The following is an 18,048-nucleotide window of genomic DNA, read 5'->3' on the forward strand; positions in this document are numbered from 1 at the left end:
AAGACACGGAGACACCATGCTGTTTGCCATCCATGCCATCGACCGCACCGGTGCACTGCCGACGCGGCTAGCCAATTACGATGCCCACAAGACGTTCCTGAGCGACACCTCGCGCTTCGGCGTCAAGATCGTGATGTCGGGACCGCTGGTCGCGGACGACGGCGCCACGATGATCGGCAGTCTGTTCCTGATCGAGTCTCCGAGCCGCGCCGAGGCCGAAGCCTTCAATCGCGCCGATCCGTTCGCGGCGGCCGGCATCTGGGAGAAGGTCACGATCACGGGCTTCCTGCGGCGGCAGGGCTGAGCAGGCCCCCGACACGAAAAACCCCAGTGCGCGGAGACACTGGGGTGTTTCGGGGAAAATGGATTGGTAAGGCAATGACGTCCTTATAGCAGCCCTCTCCGCAGCCGCCTGTGAACTGGTTCACACTTGCCGCGCGGAATGATCGGGCGATTTGTCACACCCTGGCGGCTAGCTCCGCCGCGGCTTCCTCGGAAACAGGCGATCGCGGATGTAGCGCGAGGTCGCGGTCAGGCGGATCCCGCGCGGCTTCTGCCAGGCTGCTCGGTCGAGCTCCTTCTTGTCGCCGATCGCAAGCCGGCCCTTGGCGCTCTTGGCGATGAAGATCGCGTCGCTCATCTTGCGGCCCGAGCGCTTGTTCTTGGCCGTCACTTCCTTCCAGAGGCTGATCCGGCCGAGCTTCAGCTTGGGCAATTCCTCCTTGATCTCGCGGCGCAGGCAGTCCTTGTCGGACTCGCGCGCGCGCTTGCGGCCGCCGGGGAACATCCAGAGGCCGTCCGACCGTCGCCTGACCAACAGAACCTTGCCGCGCCTGGCGGCAACCAGCTTGGAAGACTTCGCCATTACAACTGTCGCAAACTGAAAACAGAATCGCGCCATCGTAACTTGTCTATTTCATTAGACAAGTTCGCCGACCGCCCCGGATACCGTCGGCTCCCATCGTTGTCCACACGCAAGCGAGGCGCGGCAAGTCCGGGCCCTCCCGGGGCTGCCGGCCAGCTAACGGACCTCGTCGGCCGGCGCGATCGCGTTCGGTTTCGCAGCCGCGGTCCGGTCCTCGGTCCGGATCCACGCCGCCGCCATTTCCCATGCCACCGACAGGATGATCGGCCCGATGAACAGGCCGACGATGCCGTGGGCGAGCGTGCCGCCGATCACGCCGACGAAGATCACGATGGTCGGCGTGTTGAGACCGCGTCCCATCACGAGCGGCTTCAGCATGGTGTCGAGGAAGCCGACCAGGACGAAGAACACGGTGAACACCAGCGCCGTGGTGACGTCCTTGGCGGTCCAGATCCAGATGATCACCGGCAGCAGCACGAGGAAGGCGCCGATCTGCACGATCGATAGCAGCAGCACGATGAAGGCAAGCAGGCCGGCGCTCGGCACGGCGGCGAGCTTGAAGCCGATGCCGGCAAGCAATGCCTGCACGATGGCGACGCCGATCACGCCTTGCGCCACCGCGCGGATGGTGGCGCCGCCCAGCTCGAGAAAATGCTCGCCCTGCTCCGGCACGATGCGCGACAGGAAACCGCGTCCGGCCGCAACCAATCGCGGCCCGTGCGGAAACAGGAAGCCGGCGACGAACACCGAGACCAGGAACTGCAGCGTGCCGAGGCTGGCATCGCCTGCGAGCGACAGCAGCGGTCCCGCCAGCGGCTGCAGATAAGGCGCGACCTCGCGCAGCACGGCGCGGATGTTGTTATAGGCCTGGTCCCACAGCTCGAACAGCGTCGGGCCGATCACCGGCCACGACTTGATCGATTCCGGCGCCGCCTGAAGCGCGAGGTCGCCGGTACCGAGCTGGTGCGCCAGCTCCCTGCCCCCGTCCACGGCACTCACGCCGAGCCATGTGGCCGGGCCGAGCACGATGCCGAGCGTGATCAGGGTGAGGATCGCAGCCGCGGTCCTGGGCCGGCCCCCGAGGACCTTGGCGACCCAGCTGAAGGCCGGATAGAACGCCACCGCGAGCACGCCGCTCCAGGCCAGGATCGGCACGAACGGCCGGATGATGTAGAGCGTCCACAGGATCAGCAGCGCGAGCAGGCCGAGGCGGATCACGAGCTGGATGACGTCCTCGCCCGTCAGGAGCTGACGCAGACTTTTCACAGGCACGGCTTTCCTTGCGGCATCAACGCGGGTTCCGGCACTTGCGCGGGCTAGGGTTATTGCCAGCCAAGAGCCGGGCGTCAAGACGACCGGCCGCGCGCCCGGCCCGTCGGGGACGGGCCGGGTCGTGCGTCAAGATGAAACCACTGTGACGAAGCCGCCCGGACCTGCGCCCTTAGAAGTGATAGTTGACGCCCACCGTGCCGGTCTGGATGTTCAGCTTCACGTTGGCGGGCGAGGCCACCAGATTGCCCGTCGTCACCGGTTGCTCGGTGATGGAGCCGAAGCCGAGATAGTTGTACTCGGCCCGCACCGACCAGTTCGGCATGAACATCCATTCGACGCCCCCCCCGGCGAGCCAGCCGGTCCGGTTGAAGCTACCGTTGGCCGAGCCGGCGAGCGCGCCGGCCAGGCCATTGTTGGCGCTGTATTTGTCGCGGGTGAAAGCCGCGCCGCCCTTGGCGTAGAGCAGGACGCGGTCGAAGGCGACGCCGAAGCGGCCGGCAACCGTGGCGATATAGTCGTTTTTCAGCGACAGGTTGAAGCCGGCGCCGCCGCCGAAGGGACCGCCGGCATTGAGCGTGACGCTGGACCAGGCGCCGGTGCCCTCGAGACCAACCACGAAATTGCTGATCTGGTAATTGCCGCCGATCTGGCCGCCGACCACGCCACCACTGGCCGTCACAGAGCTCCAGGTCGCCGTCGGATCGGTCGGATCAATACCGGTCCACTTGCTCCAGGCGCCACCGCCGTGGGCGCCGATATAGAACCCGGTCCAGGTGAAGATCGGAGCCGGCGCGATCGGCGCCTTGACTGGCGCCGGCTCGATGATGTCAGCCGCAAAGACGGGCGTTGCCAGCGACAACAACGCAACCGTCAAAATAAGTTTCTTGCCCACGATCTCACCCCCAATGATTTTTGCCCTGCCCAACCAGGGCGATGGGATGAAATCTAGCTGTCCGATCAAGGAGGCGCTTGGACCGACCGGCGGCGCGATTTGGACTGACGGGCGCTGCAATTGTCGGGAAAATTCAGCAATATCCGCGACCGGCGCCCGGTTTGGCTAACGACGATTAACCGGATTTCAGCCGCCCGGTTTACGCCGATGCAAAGGCCCGCCCCTACGCTTTGCGACGAGGTCCCAAAAACAATTGCGGTGCAATGGCCAACAGCATCTGGACGATCGAAGAATTCACCTGCCCCGGTTGCAGCATGAACTACACTGCGACGAGGGAAGAGCACGCCGAGCCGCATTCGGGCCACTTCAAGTGCAGCATCTGTAGCGGCGTGGTGCACACCTGGTCGGGCAAGCATCATTTCTTCGGCTGGTCGGCCGTGAAGACCAAGCCGCCCGTATTCGGCCGCCGCTGGGCCGGCGTCGGGTGGTAGCATAGCAGGTCACGAACCCGGTCCCTCCGTCGTCGGGTTTCGTGACCCGCACGCCATTCGCTTAGCGACGTACGCCGACGCGATTGACGCCGCCATTCAGATTGGTCCCGCTCACGGTGCCGGCCCGAACCGCAGCACGCGCAACTGGACGCGGCCGCAGCACCACACCGGCGCGTGCGACACACGACGGGGGATAATCGACGTACTGGCAATAGACGACGGCATTTGCGGGCGTTGCCGTGAGAGTGACACCGGCAAATCCAAAGAGAATGCCGGCCGCAGTCGCTGCAACTGATAGTGACTTCATCGAGAGACGTTCGCTCCGGCGCATCGTGTTCCTCCCTCTTTGCACGCGTGACATGGTGATGGGTGCCGCCTCAGCGCGGCCGAACGCAATTTGAGCGCCGGAGGACCGGCAGCGTTGACCTGGATCAAACGGTGCCGCGAGGTCGGAGCGGGCTCAAAGCCTCCTGACGCATGACGCGAGATCGCGGCCGTCATGCCTGCCATTCGGCGGGGATGCGCGGCTTTTGCTGGAGCGCGACACCGGTTAAGTTCGCCCTTCCCCGCAATTGAAGCCGATGCAAAATGACCGCCCCTTTCGTCCCGCAGATCGCCCTCTATCGCAACTGGCTCGCCGCGCAGCGTGGCCTCACCTTCGCGAATTACGAGGAGATGCGGCAATGGTCGGTGCGCGACCTCGATGGATTCTGGCGCAGCATCTGGGATTATTACGATCTGCAATCGCCGACGCCGTTTGCAGCCGTCATCACCGAGCGCAAGATGCCCGGCGCGGTCTGGTTTCCAGGCGCACAGGTGAACTATGCGCGACAGGTGTTCCGGCACGTTGAGGCGGCGCATGCCGCGGGCCTGCCCGCGATCGTCAGCGGCGGCGAGGACGGCAAGCTTCACGAGACCAGCTGGCCGGAGCTCAAGCGCAAGGCGGCCGCGCTCGCGCTGCACCTCAAGGACAAGGGGATCAAGCCCGGCGACCGCGTCGCGGCCTATCTGCCCAACATCGCCGAGACCATCATCGCGTTTCTCGCCAGCGCCAGCATCGGCGCGGTCTGGAGTGTCTGCGCGCCCGACATGGCCGCGCCCGCCGTGATCGACCGCTTCAAGCAGATCGAGCCAAAGGTGCTGATCGCCTGCGATGCCGTCACCTATGCCGGGCGCAGGCATGACCGCAAGGACGTCGTCACCGAGCTGCGGCGATCGCTGCCGAGCGTCGCGCATGTCATCCTGCACAGCGACGCCACAGCGCCCGCCGCACCGGACGCCCTGCTCTCCGATATCACCGCCCGGAGGGGCGCCGCGATCGACGCGTTCGAGCCGATGTGGCTGCCGTTCGATCATCCGCTCTGGATCGTCTACTCCAGCGGCACCACCGGCCTGCCCAAGCCGATCGTGCACGGCCATGGCGGCATCGTCATCGTGGTGCTGGCGCTGCTCGGGTTGCACAACGACATCGGCTGCTCCTATCACCCAAACTCCTTTGGCGAGCGCTATCACTGGTATTCTTCGACCGGCTGGATCATGTGGAATTCGCAGGTCGGCGGCCTCTTGAGCGGCACGACCTGCTGCATCTTCGACGGCAGCCCCGGCGGCACCAAGGACAAGCCGGACTGGACCACGTCGTGGCGCTTCGTGGCGCAATCGAAAGTGACCTTCTTCGGCGCTGGCGCTGCGTTCTTTGCCAATTGCGCCAAGGCGGAGATCGATCTGGCAACGGCCGGAGATCTCTCGCGGCTGCGCTGCCTCGGCTCGACAGGCTCACCGCTCAGCGCCGATACGCAAGCCTGGTTCAACGAGCGCTTCGCGGCGCTGTCGAAAAAGAACGGCAACAAGGCGCAGGCCGATATCTGGTGGGCGAACATCTCCGGCGGCACCGACTTTGCCGGCGCCTTCATCGGGGGCAATCGCGAACTGCCGCAGACACCGGGCGCGATGCAGTGCCGCCTGCTGGGAGCAGCCGTCGAAGCCTTCAGTGAACAGGGCCGTGCCGTGATCGACGAGGTCGGCGAGCTCGTCTGTACCGAGCCGATGCCGTCGATGCCGCTCTACTTCTGGAACGACAAGGGCAACGCACGCTATCTCGCGAGCTATTTCGAGACCTATCCGGACAATTTCGACGGCAGCGGCCGCGGGCCGGTGTGGCGCCACGGCGACTGGCTCAAGGTCAATCCGGACGGCTCATGCGTGATCTATGGCCGCAGCGATGCCACCATCAACCGGCACGGCCTGCGCATGGGCACGAGCGAGCTCTATTCCGCGATCGAGGCGCTGCCTGAGGTGCTCGATAGCCTCGTTGTCGATCTCGAATATCTCGGCCGCGACAGCTACATGCCGCTGTTTGTGGTGCTGCGCGACGGCGTGGCCTTCGATGGCGCGATGCAGGCGAAGATCAACAAGGCGATCGAGGCCGGCCTGTCACGCCGCTTCCTGCCGAACGAAATCTTTGCGGTCGCCGAGATCCCGCGCACGTTGTCGGGCAAGAAGCAGGAGTTGCCGATCAAGAAGCTGCTGCTGGGCCAGCCCGTGGAGAAGGTCATCAACAAGGAGGCGATGGCCAACCCCGCCTGCCTCGACTGGTATCTCGCCTTCGCCCGCGACTATCTGGCGCGAACTGCGGCGTAAGGCGCAGCCGCCGCCGAAATTGGAGGGATCCGGGACGCGGCAGATCGGCCCAATTGCACCTTCGGCGTTTGCACTCCGTTCACCGATCACCGCTAGACGGGTCAGTATCCCCTCCAACGAACAGCAGCCATGGCCGACCTCAACGCCGTCCTCTCCAGGCTCAACGACCGCCTGCTCCGCCTCGAAGGGGAGCTGTTCGTGCTGCGCTCGCTGGCGCGGGCGACGCTGACGGCGGGCGACGATCACGCGGCGCGGATGCGCAAGCTGGTCGAGGCCGCCAAGGTCGCGCTCGATGACGAGGCGAAGCGCGAACTCGACAAGCCGACGCGCAAATATGTCGATGCGGCAACGGCGCTGGTGGAGGAATTGCTGGTGGAGCCAACCCCGGCGCGGCCGCTGTTCACCGTGATCGATGGCGGCCGGCGCGACTGAGCATTGTTAGCGGAACCGCGTCGCACCAAGCTCCGGCGCAGCCGCCGCGAGCCTCGCCAGTCCAGCCTCGATGATCGCGATTTCCTCGTCGATCTTCCCGATCGGCAGGCTGAAATCGTACTTGCCTGACCTGCTCTTGAGATCGACCGCCAGCCGCTGCCTGTGCATCATCAGTTCGTCGAGGCCACGGCGGTTCTTCAGCCGCACATAGGCGTCCACGATCTGTTCGATTGCGTTTGGCATGATATCGGCCCCGGCAAAAATGCCCGCGCGGCGCACCCACGCCGGCGGGACATTTTTGGTGTCGCGGTACGCAATACAAATCCGCGACGGATTCGTCGATACGACAGGCAGGTTGAGAACGCGTTACCGTTTGATGATTTCGTGATGGCAGCAATGAAAAAGCCGCTGGCGGTTACGCCAGCGGCCACAGCCGGGTTCGAAAACGGATCCGGAATGAAATTTGGCCAGCCCCGGTTAGCGCATGTTCTAACGGCACGCGGCGGATTCGTTCTGCTCGAAACCAAACACAGGAACCGGCGCAATGATCATTTGCCGCCGACCGTGGCCGTGCGGCAACGCCTAGTCCGTGACGCAGAAATATCTGCGCGGTGATTTGCGATAGGCGCTGTAGCGGTAATGCGGCCGGTAGGCATAGCCGCGATACAGTGCCGGCGGCTCCTCGCCGTAATAGGCGCCGTGGTAGAAATTGTAGATCGTGCCTTCGGCGCAGCGATAGGCATCCCAGGTCGGGCCGATGAAGGGCGCCACCCCGTTCTCGGGCGGAACTACCGGGTAAGGTCCGCCGGCGCGGGCCGGACCGGCCGCAATCAGGACGGCGAGTAGGACAAACCACGCGCACCGCATGTGCTCGCTCCGGGCTGGTCGCAATACGCTCATGGAAGCACCTGAGCGGGCGACTGCGCAATCGCGGAATTCACCGCCCCCTGCGCGCTCTGCGCATTGTTGATAACCGGCGCAAACGCCGCGCAGGTGGTGACAGGACGGCCGGACGTGTTATCGGGGGATGACGCATCTGCGAGACGGATCAGACACCCATGCGCATTACCCTCGTCGGCTCCCGCCATTTCGGCGTGACCACCCTGAACATGCTTCGCGAGCACGGCGTTGGGGTCGTGCGGGTTGTGGTGGCCGACGCGGATGACCGCCTCGCCGCGACCGCCAAGGCCGCCGGCATCGACGTGGTGGTGCAGGCCAATCCCAAGCTGGTGGTGGCCTCCGAGATCGCCCCCGACACCGATCTGATCATCACCGCCCACAGCCACGCCCGGATCGGCAAGGACGCGCTGGCGGCCAGCAAGTTCGGCGGGATCGGCTATCACCCCTCGCTGCTGCCGCGTCATCGCGGCAAGGCGGCGGTGGAATGGACCATCAAGGAAGGCGATCCGATCGCCGGCGGCACGATCTATCACCTCGCCGACCGTATGGACGCAGGCGCCATCGCCGCCCAGGACTGGTGCTTCGTCAAGAAGGGCGAGACCGCGCGCGAACTCTGGGAGCGTGCGCTGGCCCCGCTCGGCCTCAAGCTGCTGGCTGACGTGATCGATTACGCCAAGGTTCACAAGGCCTTGCCGTCGAAAGCTCAGGACGAACAATTCGCGACGTCGGCACCGAGTCTTTCGTGAGTCGCTCCCCGCGTTAACGATTAACGTGAAGGCGCCTTGATTCTGCTTCGAAAATTGGAGCCAGAAACGCAAATAAACCATTGTTTCCACAGGAACAATTTTCGGCTTTGCATCGCACCAAATTTCCGTCACATTTCGCCCGAATAAGCGTCAGCATATCAGACAAATTCGAGGACGGAATTCATGCGTTTTGGTCGCATCGCGGCGTTCTGTGCCGCTTCAGTCATTACCGCCACTCTCGCCGCCCCGGCGGTCGCCCAGACCCCGTTTGATGGCAATTGGCAGGTCACCATCGTGACCAAGACCGGTTCCTGCGAGCCGACCGCAAGCTCCATGCTGACGGTTGCCGACGGCAAGATCACCGCGCCCGGCGCTAACGTTTCCGGCACCATCGGCAGTGGGGGACTTGTGAAAGTTTCGATCAATGGTGCATATGCCAACGGTCAACTCAGCGGCAACGCCGGATCGGGGAAGTGGAATGGAGCATCTGCAGGCATACCGTGCAGCGGGCGATGGGAAGCATCGCGCCAATAAGCTATTCGGGACTAACCTCCTAAACCGGCGGCTGCTCATGGCGGCCGCCGTTTTGTTTGTGACAGCTGTTGCCAGCTCGGAGAGCAAGGCTCAGGCCGGCCCGTTCGCGCAGTTGGCGGGAAGCTGGAGCGGTGCCGGTACCGTCACCCTGGACGACGGCTCGACCGAGCGGATCCGCTGCCGCGCCAGATACGCCCCGGTCGGCCCGACCATGGAGATGTCGCTGACCTGCGCCAGCGACGCCTACAAGTTCAACCTCGGCGCCAACGTGAAGGCCGAGGGCGGCGCCGTCGTCGGCAACTGGAGTGAGACCAGCCGCAATATCAGCGGCTCGATCGAGGGCAAGGGTGCCGGCGGAAACTACGAGCTCGTCGCCTCGACCGCCGGCTTCAATGCCAACATCTCGCTGCGCACGTCCGGGAACAAGCAGAACGTCAGGATGCGCGCGGACAGCCAGTTCCGCGGCGCCGAGATTTCGCTCTCGAAATAAGATCGAGCGGTGACACGACAATCGATCCGGTGCCCGGCGCCGGATCGATTTTTTTATGCGCCCGGCACGAATGCCGTGACCTCGATCTCGACCTTGGCACGATCGTCGACGAGACCACCGATATAGAGCAGCGTCGAGGGTGGGAAATTGCGCCCGAGCGTCTCCTTCCAGGCCGCACCGATGCCGGCGCCTGCGGCCTCATATTCGCTGCGGCTGGTCAGATACCAGGTCAGGCGGACAATGTGCTCGGGGCCGGCGCCGGCCTCCGCGAGAAGCTTGATGATCCGCTTCAGCGCGGTCGCGACCTGGGCGGCCATGTCGGGCTCGTAGTTGCCGGTCTCGTCGCCGCCGGTCTGCCCGGCCAGCACGACCCATTGGCCGGGCCCCTCCGCCACCACGCCATGTGAGAAGCCGCGCGGTTTCTTCCATTCGGCCGGCTGCAGGATGCGCATGAGCGGAGATCTCCCGATTTTCTTGTTGCTCTGAGCTTGGCTTAGCACGTCGCCGTGCATCGCTGCACCGGCAGATTTGGCCGTTGCAAACTGCGGTGATGTCGCCGATACCGGCCCTCCCCTCAGGATCAATCTCCTGTCCCCACACCGATGAGCACAACACCGTCAAAAACGATGGCCGCACTATGGATGGCCGGCTGGCTCTCCCTGATGCTGGTTATGGCGGTGGCCGGTCGCGAAACCACGCGTGACTTGAACGTCTTCCAGATCATGGAGGTGCGGTCACTGATCGGATTCACGCTACTCCTGCCGATCATCTACCGGACCGGCGGCTTCAAGGCCGTCGCGACCAAACGCCTGGCGCAGCACCTCGCCCGCAACGGCGTGCATTATTTTGCGCAGCTCGGCTGGTTCTACGCGCTGATGCTGATCGGGATCGGCCAGGTTGTCGCGATCGAATTCACAATGCCGATCTGGACCGCGCTGCTCGCTGCAACATTCCTGGCCGAGCGCATGACCGTCTGGAAGATCGCGGCCGTCGCGCTCGGCGTCGTCGGCGTCGTCATGATCGTGCGACCGGCCACCGGCGAGATCAATCCGGGCCAGTTGATCGCACTCGGCGCCGCGATCGGGTTCAGCATCTCCATGATCCTGGCGAAATCGCTGACCCGGACCGAGAGCGCCTTGTCGATCCTGTTCTGGATGATCATCGTGCAGATGGTCGTGGGCTTCGTGCCGACGCTCTACGTCTGGACCTGGCCGTCGGCCACGCTGTGGGGCTGGCTGTTCGTCATCGGGGTCTGCGGCACTTTCTCGCACTACTGTCTCGCCAGCGCGCTGCGCTACGCGGACGCCACCATCGTGGTTCCCATGGACTTCCTGCGGGTCCCCCTCACCGCGACCGCTGGCTGGCTGCTCTATTCAGAGCGGCTCGACGCCTGGACCGTGCTGGGCGCGGCCCTGATCCTGTTCGGCAACCTCCTGAATTTAAAGCCGGCTGCACCGGTTCCTGCCCGCGCCCAGTGAACCGGCCCACGGCCTGAGGCGACTAATCCAAGTGGTCGAGCGTGATTTGGATCACGTTGGAGGGGCACACTTCCATCGTACACACTCGGTCACAGGGCAACGGGTTGGGTGAGTTGGGCGAACCGTCGTTTTGCTAGCGCGAGGCTGGGCGCTTTCGTGTAGGTTCGACGCCAATTTGTTGCTGCCTGTCATTCGATTCTGTTGGGGATTTCAGATGCGCACTCTCACCATCATCGTTTCGCTGATGTGCATGGCGCTGTCGGTCAGCGCCGCCAGGGCCGACCGCCGCGTCGCCTTCGTCGTCGGCAACGGCGCCTACAAGAACGTCGCACAATTGCCGAACCCGCCGATCGACGCCAAGGCGATGGCGGCGACATTGCGAAATGTCGGTTTCGAGGTGATCGAAGGATCCAACCTCTCCCGTGACCAGATGACGGAGAAGCTGCTCGACTTCGGCCGCAAGGCACAGGGCTCCGATGTCGCGGTGTTCTATTATGCCGGTCACGGCATCGCCGTCGGCGGCAGCAACTACCTTCTGCCCGTCGATGCCGACATCAAGTCGGAGATGGACGTCAAGTTGGGGGCCGCCATCAACATCGACCTGACGCTCGACCAGACCATGGGCGACGCCAAGGTCAAGCTGGTCTTCCTCGACGCCTGTCGCGACAATCCCTTCGCCGCCAAGATCAAGTCCAACTCGGCGACCCGCAGCGTTAACGTTCAAAGCGGCCTTGCCGAGATGAAGTCGGGCGAAGGCACCTTGATCGCGTTCGCCACCGGCCCGGGCCAGACTGCGCTCGACGGCCAGGAGGGCAACAACAGCCCCTTCACCCGCGCGCTGATCGACAACATCACCAAGCCCGGCGTCGAGATCCAGCAGGCGATGACCTCGGTGCGCGCCCAGGTCAATGAAGAGACCCACAAGGGCCAGCTCCCCTGGGGCCACACCAATTTGATCGGCGCCGTCTATCTCAACCCAGCGCAGCAGACCCAGCAGGTCGCCAACGCGGCTCCGACCGCCTCGAGCAGCATGCCGGCGGCTGCGGCCAGCAGCAGCTCCGACGGTGTCGAGCTCGAATACTGGCGCTCGGTGAAGGAAACCAACAAGCCGGAAGAGCTCAACGCCTACCTCTCGGCCTATCCGAATGGCCAGTTCAAGGCGCTGGCCCTGGCGCGGCTTGCCGCGATCCAGAACGGTCCGTCGACCACGACCCGCAACCTCAATGCCGGTGTCGATCCCGCAACCTTCACCGAAGACGCCAGCCAGCTCACCGAGGACCAGATCGGCCTCGACAAGGGTCAGCGCCGCGACGTGCAGCGCCGCCTCAACGGGCTCGGCTTCGACACCAAGGTGACCGGTGCGTTCACCGACGAGACCCGCACGGTGCTCAAGCGCTGGCAGGCCGCCCGCGGCTATCCGTCGACAGGCTTCCTCAACAAGCTGCAGCACAAGGCCCTGCTCTCCGAGATCGTCGCCTCGACGCCGACCGCGAGCGATGACAGCGCGAAGCCGGCCCGACGTGCCCCCTCCCAGGCCCAGAGCGCCCCCGCGCCCCGCCACAGCGGTGGCGGAGGCGGCGACGCCGGCGCGGCCTTCGTGGGCGGCGTGGTCGGCGGCATGATGGGCGGCATGTTCCGCCGCTGAGGCGACACCGAATCGCAAACAAAAAGCCCGGTTCACCGCCGGGCTTTTTTGTTGCTTTTATTGCTCATAGTCTTGCTAGTAGTCTTGGGTAAACCACGGCACCAGCGTCCGGATGCGCGGCATCGCCTGCGTCGTAATGCTCGTGCGCGCCATCTCTGCGATGCGCGGCGCCAGTGACGAGAGATCTCCGCGGCGCGTCACCAGAAGCAGCTCACGAAAAAATCCGGGACCCGGCAGAGGGAGAGCGCTGACTTGACCAGCGTGAGCGAGCCCCTGCAACAGACACAGCGGCGTGGTGATCGCCACGCCCATCCCGGTGGCCACCATGGCGACCAGGCTGTCCGACGTGTCAAACTCGAAGGCCCGCGGCGGACGAATACCCAAACGGCTCAGATGGCGCTCGACCTGAGCGCCTGCCCAGGAGCGTTCGCTGTACCGGACCAGGCGATGCCGGGTCAGGATCTCCCGCAAATCAAGATCGGCAAATTCGGCTTCCGATCCGCGCGGCACCACGAGCAGATTTGGCTCGCGATAGAATGGGAAGCGCTCGATATCATACAGGTCATCCATCGCATCGCATGTGATCGCCGCGTCGATCGTTCGGTGGACCAGCGCCTCGGCATGCGCGTGAGCAAGGCCCGACCAAACGGACAGACTCAGTGCGACCTCGCCCGTCATGAGCTCCTTGACGAGGTGTGCGCCGACCGTGGCTGCATAGGAGTCGATGACGCCGAGCCTCAGATCGACACGTTCAGGCAGTTTCGCTGCGTCCCGCAGTGCACGGACCAAGTCGTCAAAGTCACGATTCAGATCGCGAACACGGCCAGCAAGGATGCGGCCCGCCCGCGTCAGTGTCAGCGGCCTCCGGCTGCGGTTGAAGAACGCGACGCCGATCGAGGCCTCGGCCCGCCGCACTGCCTGAGAGACCGCTGATTGCGTCATCCCGAACTGACGGGACGCCTGAAGCATGCTGCCGGACTCCGCGACGGCAGCGACAATCTGCAAGCTTCGCAAGTCTGGAATGGGTGGCGTCATATCCATAGCTTAAGCAGAAGTCATATTAACATGCAAATTGACTTCATTACATGAATTATCCTTGTAGGAGAGCCGCCTTCGAAAGCAGAGTTCGGATCGTCCTAACAATTAAGCAGTCCCCGATCGATGAACGAGAAAGCGGATATTCTGGTGATCGGCCTCGGTGCCATGGGCAGCGCGGCGCTCTATCAACTGGCCAAGCGAGGGGTAAAGGCGATCGGTCTCGATCGCTTCGCCCCTCCCCACACGATGGGATCCAGCCACGGCGAAACCCGCATCACCCGGCAGGCGGTCGGCGAAGGCCGCGATTACGTGCCCCTGGTGCTCGATACCCACCGGATCTGGCGTGAGCTCGAAGCCGAGACGTCCACCGAGCTTTTGAACCCGTGCGGCCTCATCGTCATGGCGCCCGGTGTCGGCGAGACGTCGCACCACGGCAAACCCGATTTCGTCGCACGCTCGATCGCAGCCGCGCGGGACTTCGGCATCGCGCATGAGGTGATCGACGGGCGCGAAGTGGCGCATCGCTTCCCGCAATTCCTGAACCTCGAGGGCAACGAGAAGGCCTATTACGAGCCCGGCGGGGGCTACGTTTTTCCGGAGCGCTGCATCAAGGCGCAGCTGACGCGCGCGGAGCAGCTCGGCGCTACGATACGCAACGGGGTCGAAGTTCTCTCAATCGCGCAGAAGGGCTCCATTGTTCAGGTGGAGACGTCCTCAGGCACGTTCGAGGCGGACCAGGTGGTGGTCTCGGCAGGCGCCTGGAATGCTCACCTGCTCGGCGCACCGTTCGACCGTCTGCTCACGGTGAAGCGTCAGCTACTCCATTGGTTCGAACTCGACGACATGAGCGCCTATCGCGCCAACGCCCCCGTGTTCATATGGATGCACGGCGCGACGGATGTTGACTATCTCTACGGTTTCCCGCCCCTGCCCGGCGATCGTCGCCTCAAGGTCGCGACCGAGCAGTACGAGACCAGCACGACAGCCGATACCATCGACCGCACTGTCGATCCCACCGAGTCGGCCAGGATGTACAGCCAGCACGTCAAAGGGCGGCTCGCGGGCGCCACGCCCCGTGTCGCGCACGCGGCCGCCTGCCTCTACACGGTGACACCCGATCGAGGCTTCATCATCGACCGGCATCCGGAGCACGACAGGGTTCACGTCGTCTCCGCATGCTCGGGGCACGGCTTCAAGCACTCGGCGGGCATTGGCAACCTCGTGGCCGGGATGGTGACCGATGGTCGAAGCAAGATCGATATTGCTCCGTTCTCCGTGTCCCGATTTTCGTGACGTGTGGCACGAACTTTGTAACGCGAAACAGCAAGTGCGACGCGTGTTGTGATTGCAATCCTGGAGGTGTCATCCGATGAGAAATTTGGTCCGTTCCATGGTGACAGGCGCGACGGCGGTGCTGATGCTTGGCAGCGCGCAGGCCGCTGACGGCGTCGATGCCATCAAGCAGCGCGGCACGTTGAACGTCGGCGTCAAGGCAGACTACAAGCCGTTCGGATACCGCGATCCCGCAGGGAATGTCGTCGGCATCGAGCCGGATCTTGCCGCCGACATTGCCAAGCGCCTCGGCGTCAAACTCGAGCTCGTTCCCGTCGCGGCGTCGAACAGAATCGAATTTCTTCAGCAGGGAAAGATCGATCTGCTGATCGCGACCATGTCGGACAGGCCGGAACGCCGTCGCGTCGTTCAAGCCATCGAGCCGCTGTATTACTCGGACTACGTGAATATCCTTCTCAACAAGAAGGCCGGCATCAAGGACTGGGCCGACCTCAAGGGGAAACCCGTCTGTGCGACGTCGGGCGCCTGGTACAACAAGGATATCGCCAAATCCTACGGCCCCGAAATCGTTGCGTTCGACGGCTCGGAGAAGCCCCTGTTCGCCATGAAGCAGGGCAACTGCATCGGCTATGTCTACGATCAGACCTTCCTGCAAGGCAAACTGCTGGAGGACGAGTGGAAGACGGACTACGACCTCCCGCTCAAGGGCGTTCTGCCATCGCCATGGATGATCGCCGTCGCGCTCGACAACGCCAGTCTTCAGAAGATGCTCGAAGACACAACAAAGGACTGGATGAAGACCGGCTTCATCGTGGCAGCAGAAAAGAAGTGGGGCATTACGCCGACCGAGTATTCGCTCTCCATGCACGAGCAGTTCAAGGACAAATAGACCGGTGAAGCGCAGCGCCGGATTCGTCTGGCGCTCTGCTCCACGTCGAGCCCATGCACTGATACGAGGCATCGCCTCAACAGCTCGGTGTCGCGCAACATGCAAGCAATCGGCAACTGGTTTCAGCACCTCTATGAGACAACGGGGCTGAATTTCTCAGTCTTCTACGACGCCTACGATTGGGACCGCTATTTCGCCGGGCTCAAGATGACGCTGCTTCTCAGCGTCACGACCATCCTTCTGAGCCTCATCATCGGCGGTCTCGGCGCCTTGGCGCAGGGCAGTCCGTCCAGATTGGTGCGGCTGGGCGTCAATGCTTTCGTCGTGGTGTTCCGCAACACGCCGCCGCTGGTCCAGATTTTCTTCTTCTATTTCGGCCTCGGCACCATGCTTCCGGCCGTCGAAACGGCGGGCATGCGCGTCCCGCTGCTGAGCAACGTCCAGTGGGCGATCATTTCGCTGTCGCTGTTTGCGGCCGCCTTCAATATCGAAATCTTTCGTTCCGGTATTGAGGCCGTGCCGCGGACGACATTGGAAGCCGCGGAGGCGCTCGGTTACACGCGCTTCAAGGCCTACATTCACATCGTCCTTCCGCTGGCCGTTCGCGTCTGCCTCCCCGCGCTGAACAACAACCTCGTCAATTTGCTCAAGACGACCACGCTGGCCTACGCGATCGCGGTTCCCGAAACGCTGTACGCGGTCAAGCAGATCTGGTCGGAATCGCAGAACGTCTTCGAGATGATGGTCGTCCTGCTGGCGACCTACGGCATTCTTGTCGGCATTCTCGTCTGGTTGATGCATCGCTGGGAGCGGGCGATGCGCATTCCCGGATATGCACGATGACGAGCGACGAGCCCGGGCACCGGCTTGCTATCCTTCTGCCGTATCGCCTCACGCCGACGCGATTTTCGTTTCGGATCAGCCCGCTGTCGGCAGCGATCCTCTGTTTCTGCGCCATCATGGCCGCATCCACCGCATGGGCGCAGAGCGGACCGACCATGCTGTCGCCGCTCCAGGTCATCCTGAAATGGTCCCCCCTGCTCTTGCGAGGATTCGCCTTCAACATCCTGATCTCGCTGCTGGCCATGTTGCTGGGGACCATCGCCGGGCTTGGCTTGGGTCTGGGCCTGTTGTCGGAGTTCCGCCCTCTCGCCGCCGTGAGCTGGCTCCTCACCCAGTTCTTCCGCAACGCGCCCTGGCTTGTGCTGCTATTCTTCGTGATGTTTCTGGTGCCGTTCCAGGTCACCCTGTTCAAGACGACCATCCCCTTGCCGGACTGGATCAAGGCGACGGTCGGCTTCGCCCTGCCCGTCATGGCCAATGTCGCCGAGGTCGTGCGCGGCGCCGTCCGCTCCATTCCGTCGACGCAATGGGAGGCCGCGGAATCGCTTTCGTTCACACGGCGCCAGACGATGTGGCTGATCATGCTGCCGCAATGCATCAAGCGAATGCTACCGCCCTGGATGAATGTCTATGCGCTCGTCGCGATGTCGACGGTCCTCGCATCGATCGTGGGTGTCTCGGAAATGCTGACGCTGACGGCGCAGGTGCACGCAGCCGAGGGCGGCAGGCCGGAACTGTTCGCGCCGCTCTACGGTTTCGCGCTGCTGTGCTTCTTTCTCTATTGTTATCCGATCAACCTCTGGACGGCTCGTCTCGAGCGTCGGTTCCGCGTGCGCTGAGGAGAAGAGCATGGCCACGAGCTGGACTCCGGATCAGCCCATCGTTCAATGCGTTGACGTCAGAAAATCATTCGGCGCGCTCGAGGTCCTGAAGGGCATCAGCCTCTCGGTCAAAAAGGGCGAGGTGATCTGCATCATCGGGCCTTCGGGATCGGGCAAGTCCACGCTGATCCGCTGTATCAATGCGCTTCAGCCGATCACCTCGGGCAGCATTCAAATCGAAGGCATCGAGGTCACTGATCCCCGGCTCGACAAGCTGGCGCTTCGCCGCAAGGTCGGGATGGTCTTTCAGCAGTATAATCTCTTCCCGCACAAGACGGCGCTTCAGAACGTGATGATGGCGCCGATCCATGTTCTCCGCCAGAAGCGCGACGAGGTCGAAGCGCGCGCCCGGGCGCTGCTCGCCAAGGTGCGGCTCGCAGGCAAGGAGGACAGCTATCCCGGTGAACTCTCAGGTGGTCAGCAGCAGCGCGTGGCGATTGCCCGCTCACTGGCGATGCGGCCGGACATCATGCTGTTCGACGAAGTGACCGCCGCGCTCGACCCGGAAACGGTCAAGGAGGTTCTGGTCACCATCCGGGAACTGGCCGAGGACGGGATGACCTGCATCCTCGTCACCCACGAAATGAACTTCGCGCGCGAAGTCGCCGACCACGTCTACTTCACCGACCGCGGCGTGATCGTCGAGCACGGGCCGCCGGACATCTTGTTCACGGCGGCCAAGGATGAGCGCACGCAGCGGTTCCTGTCACAGGTGCTCTGAT

General features: G+C 63.6%; 22 protein-coding genes. 14 read left to right on the forward strand and 8 right to left on the reverse strand.

The features are described from left to right. The first annotated feature begins 16 nt into the window (after window positions 1–16). Window positions 17–304, forward strand: a complete 288-nt coding sequence (locus tag NLM31_RS23400; protein ID WP_254193810.1) for a YciI family protein — start codon at window positions 17–19, stop codon at window positions 302–304. A 168-nt stretch (window positions 305–472) separates the two neighbouring features. Here the strand turns inward: NLM31_RS23400 and NLM31_RS23405 are convergent, their stop codons facing one another. The 3 genes from NLM31_RS23405 to NLM31_RS23415 all read right to left on the reverse strand — a co-directional run bounded on the left by NLM31_RS23405 (window position 473) and on the right by NLM31_RS23415 (window position 3,029). Beyond that, a complete protein-coding gene (locus tag NLM31_RS23405) occupies window positions 473–865 on the reverse strand; it encodes an NUDIX hydrolase (protein WP_254131598.1) in 393 nt (130 codons plus the stop codon). Window positions 866–1,021: 156 nt separating this feature from the next. After that, window positions 1,022–2,137, reverse strand: a complete 1,116-nt coding sequence (locus NLM31_RS23410; protein WP_254131599.1) for an AI-2E family transporter — start codon at window positions 2,135–2,137, stop codon at window positions 1,022–1,024. A gap of 169 nt (window positions 2,138–2,306) precedes the next feature. Continuing rightward, complete coding sequence (locus NLM31_RS23415; RefSeq protein ID WP_254131600.1) at window positions 2,307–3,029, reverse strand: outer membrane protein; 723 nt, start codon at window positions 3,027–3,029, stop codon at window positions 2,307–2,309. A gap of 263 nt (window positions 3,030–3,292) precedes the next feature. Between NLM31_RS23415 and NLM31_RS23420 the strand changes: the two genes are divergently transcribed. Then, the gene (locus NLM31_RS23420; protein ID WP_254131601.1) at window positions 3,293–3,520 is read left to right on the forward strand and encodes a hypothetical protein; all 228 of its coding nucleotides are present in this window, start codon (window positions 3,293–3,295) and stop codon (window positions 3,518–3,520) included. Window positions 3,521–3,581: 61 nt separating this feature from the next. Here the strand turns inward: NLM31_RS23420 and NLM31_RS23425 are convergent, their stop codons facing one another. Further along, on the reverse strand, window positions 3,582–3,827 hold the full coding sequence (locus NLM31_RS23425; RefSeq protein ID WP_375167496.1) for a hypothetical protein: 246 nt from the start codon (window positions 3,825–3,827) through the stop codon (window positions 3,582–3,584). Between the two features lie 281 nt (window positions 3,828–4,108). Here NLM31_RS23425 and NLM31_RS23430 point away from each other — a divergent pair, with 281 nt between their 5' ends. Together NLM31_RS23430 and NLM31_RS23435 are read left to right on the forward strand one after the other, a co-directional pair. Next, a complete protein-coding gene (locus NLM31_RS23430; protein WP_254193811.1) occupies window positions 4,109–6,157 on the forward strand; it encodes an acetoacetate--CoA ligase in 2,049 nt (682 codons plus the stop codon). A 129-nt stretch (window positions 6,158–6,286) separates the two neighbouring features. Then, window positions 6,287–6,589 carry a hypothetical protein gene (locus tag NLM31_RS23435; protein ID WP_200493911.1) on the forward strand — a complete coding sequence of 101 codons (303 nt, stop codon included), beginning with the start codon at window positions 6,287–6,289 and terminating at the stop codon, window positions 6,587–6,589. 6 nt (window positions 6,590–6,595) lie between these two features. On the opposite strand, the gene NLM31_RS23440 is transcribed toward NLM31_RS23435, so the two are convergent. Next, window positions 6,596–6,832, reverse strand: a complete 237-nt coding sequence (locus NLM31_RS23440) for a hypothetical protein (RefSeq protein WP_254131604.1) — start codon at window positions 6,830–6,832, stop codon at window positions 6,596–6,598. 339 nt (window positions 6,833–7,171) lie between these two features. Then, window positions 7,172–7,456 carry a hypothetical protein gene (locus tag NLM31_RS23445; RefSeq protein WP_254193812.1) on the reverse strand — a complete coding sequence of 95 codons (285 nt, stop codon included), beginning with the start codon at window positions 7,454–7,456 and terminating at the stop codon, window positions 7,172–7,174. 191 nt (window positions 7,457–7,647) lie between these two features. On the opposite strand from NLM31_RS23445, the gene NLM31_RS23450 reads away from it, so the two are divergent. The 3 genes from NLM31_RS23450 (at window position 7,648) to NLM31_RS23460 (ending at window position 9,259) form a co-directional block, all read left to right on the forward strand. Further along, window positions 7,648–8,235, forward strand: a complete 588-nt coding sequence (locus NLM31_RS23450; RefSeq protein WP_254131606.1) for a formyltransferase family protein — start codon at window positions 7,648–7,650, stop codon at window positions 8,233–8,235. Window positions 8,236–8,418: 183 nt separating this feature from the next. After that, on the forward strand, window positions 8,419–8,769 hold the full coding sequence (locus tag NLM31_RS23455) for a hypothetical protein (protein WP_254131607.1): 351 nt from the start codon (window positions 8,419–8,421) through the stop codon (window positions 8,767–8,769). Further along, entirely contained in the window at window positions 8,714–9,259 is a 546-nt protein-coding gene (locus NLM31_RS23460; RefSeq protein ID WP_254131608.1) for a hypothetical protein, read from the forward strand. Before NLM31_RS23455 ends, NLM31_RS23460 begins: the two co-directional genes overlap by 56 nt. A gap of 53 nt (window positions 9,260–9,312) precedes the next feature. Here NLM31_RS23460 and NLM31_RS23465 read toward each other — a convergent pair whose 3' ends face one another. Then, window positions 9,313–9,711: a RidA family protein gene (locus tag NLM31_RS23465; RefSeq protein ID WP_254193813.1), complete on the reverse strand. Its 399-nt coding sequence runs from the start codon at window positions 9,709–9,711 to the stop codon at window positions 9,313–9,315. A 150-nt stretch (window positions 9,712–9,861) separates the two neighbouring features. Between NLM31_RS23465 and NLM31_RS23470 the strand changes: the two genes are divergently transcribed. Both NLM31_RS23470 and NLM31_RS23475 read left to right on the forward strand, forming a co-directional pair. Continuing rightward, complete coding sequence (locus tag NLM31_RS23470; protein WP_254193814.1) at window positions 9,862–10,737, forward strand: DMT family transporter; 876 nt, start codon at window positions 9,862–9,864, stop codon at window positions 10,735–10,737. Between the two features lie 214 nt (window positions 10,738–10,951). Continuing rightward, window positions 10,952–12,382, forward strand: coding sequence for a caspase family protein (locus tag NLM31_RS23475; RefSeq protein WP_254193815.1), 1,431 nt, complete (start codon window positions 10,952–10,954; stop codon window positions 12,380–12,382). A 75-nt stretch (window positions 12,383–12,457) separates the two neighbouring features. On the opposite strand, the gene NLM31_RS23480 is transcribed toward NLM31_RS23475, so the two are convergent. Beyond that, a complete protein-coding gene (locus NLM31_RS23480) occupies window positions 12,458–13,423 on the reverse strand; it encodes a LysR family transcriptional regulator (RefSeq protein ID WP_309143700.1) in 966 nt (321 codons plus the stop codon). A gap of 120 nt (window positions 13,424–13,543) precedes the next feature. On the opposite strand from NLM31_RS23480, the gene solA reads away from it, so the two are divergent. The 5 genes from solA (at window position 13,544) to NLM31_RS23505 (ending at window position 18,047) form a co-directional block, all read left to right on the forward strand. Further along, entirely contained in the window at window positions 13,544–14,713 is a 1,170-nt protein-coding gene (gene solA / locus NLM31_RS23485; protein ID WP_254193816.1) for an N-methyl-L-tryptophan oxidase, read from the forward strand. A gap of 76 nt (window positions 14,714–14,789) precedes the next feature. Further along, a complete protein-coding gene (locus tag NLM31_RS23490) occupies window positions 14,790–15,602 on the forward strand; it encodes a transporter substrate-binding domain-containing protein (protein ID WP_254193817.1) in 813 nt (270 codons plus the stop codon). Between the two features lie 99 nt (window positions 15,603–15,701). Then, complete coding sequence (locus NLM31_RS23495; protein WP_254131615.1) at window positions 15,702–16,445, forward strand: amino acid ABC transporter permease; 744 nt, start codon at window positions 15,702–15,704, stop codon at window positions 16,443–16,445. After that, entirely contained in the window at window positions 16,442–17,284 is an 843-nt protein-coding gene (locus NLM31_RS23500; RefSeq protein WP_254193818.1) for an amino acid ABC transporter permease, read from the forward strand. Before NLM31_RS23495 ends, NLM31_RS23500 begins: the two co-directional genes overlap by 4 nt. A gap of 10 nt (window positions 17,285–17,294) precedes the next feature. After that, entirely contained in the window at window positions 17,295–18,047 is a 753-nt protein-coding gene (locus tag NLM31_RS23505) for an amino acid ABC transporter ATP-binding protein (protein ID WP_254131617.1), read from the forward strand. Window position 18,048: the final 1 nt, after the last annotated feature.

The sequence above is a fragment of the Bradyrhizobium sp. CCGUVB4N genome, assembly GCF_024199945.1.
Taxonomy (GTDB): domain Bacteria; phylum Pseudomonadota; class Alphaproteobacteria; order Rhizobiales; family Xanthobacteraceae; genus Bradyrhizobium.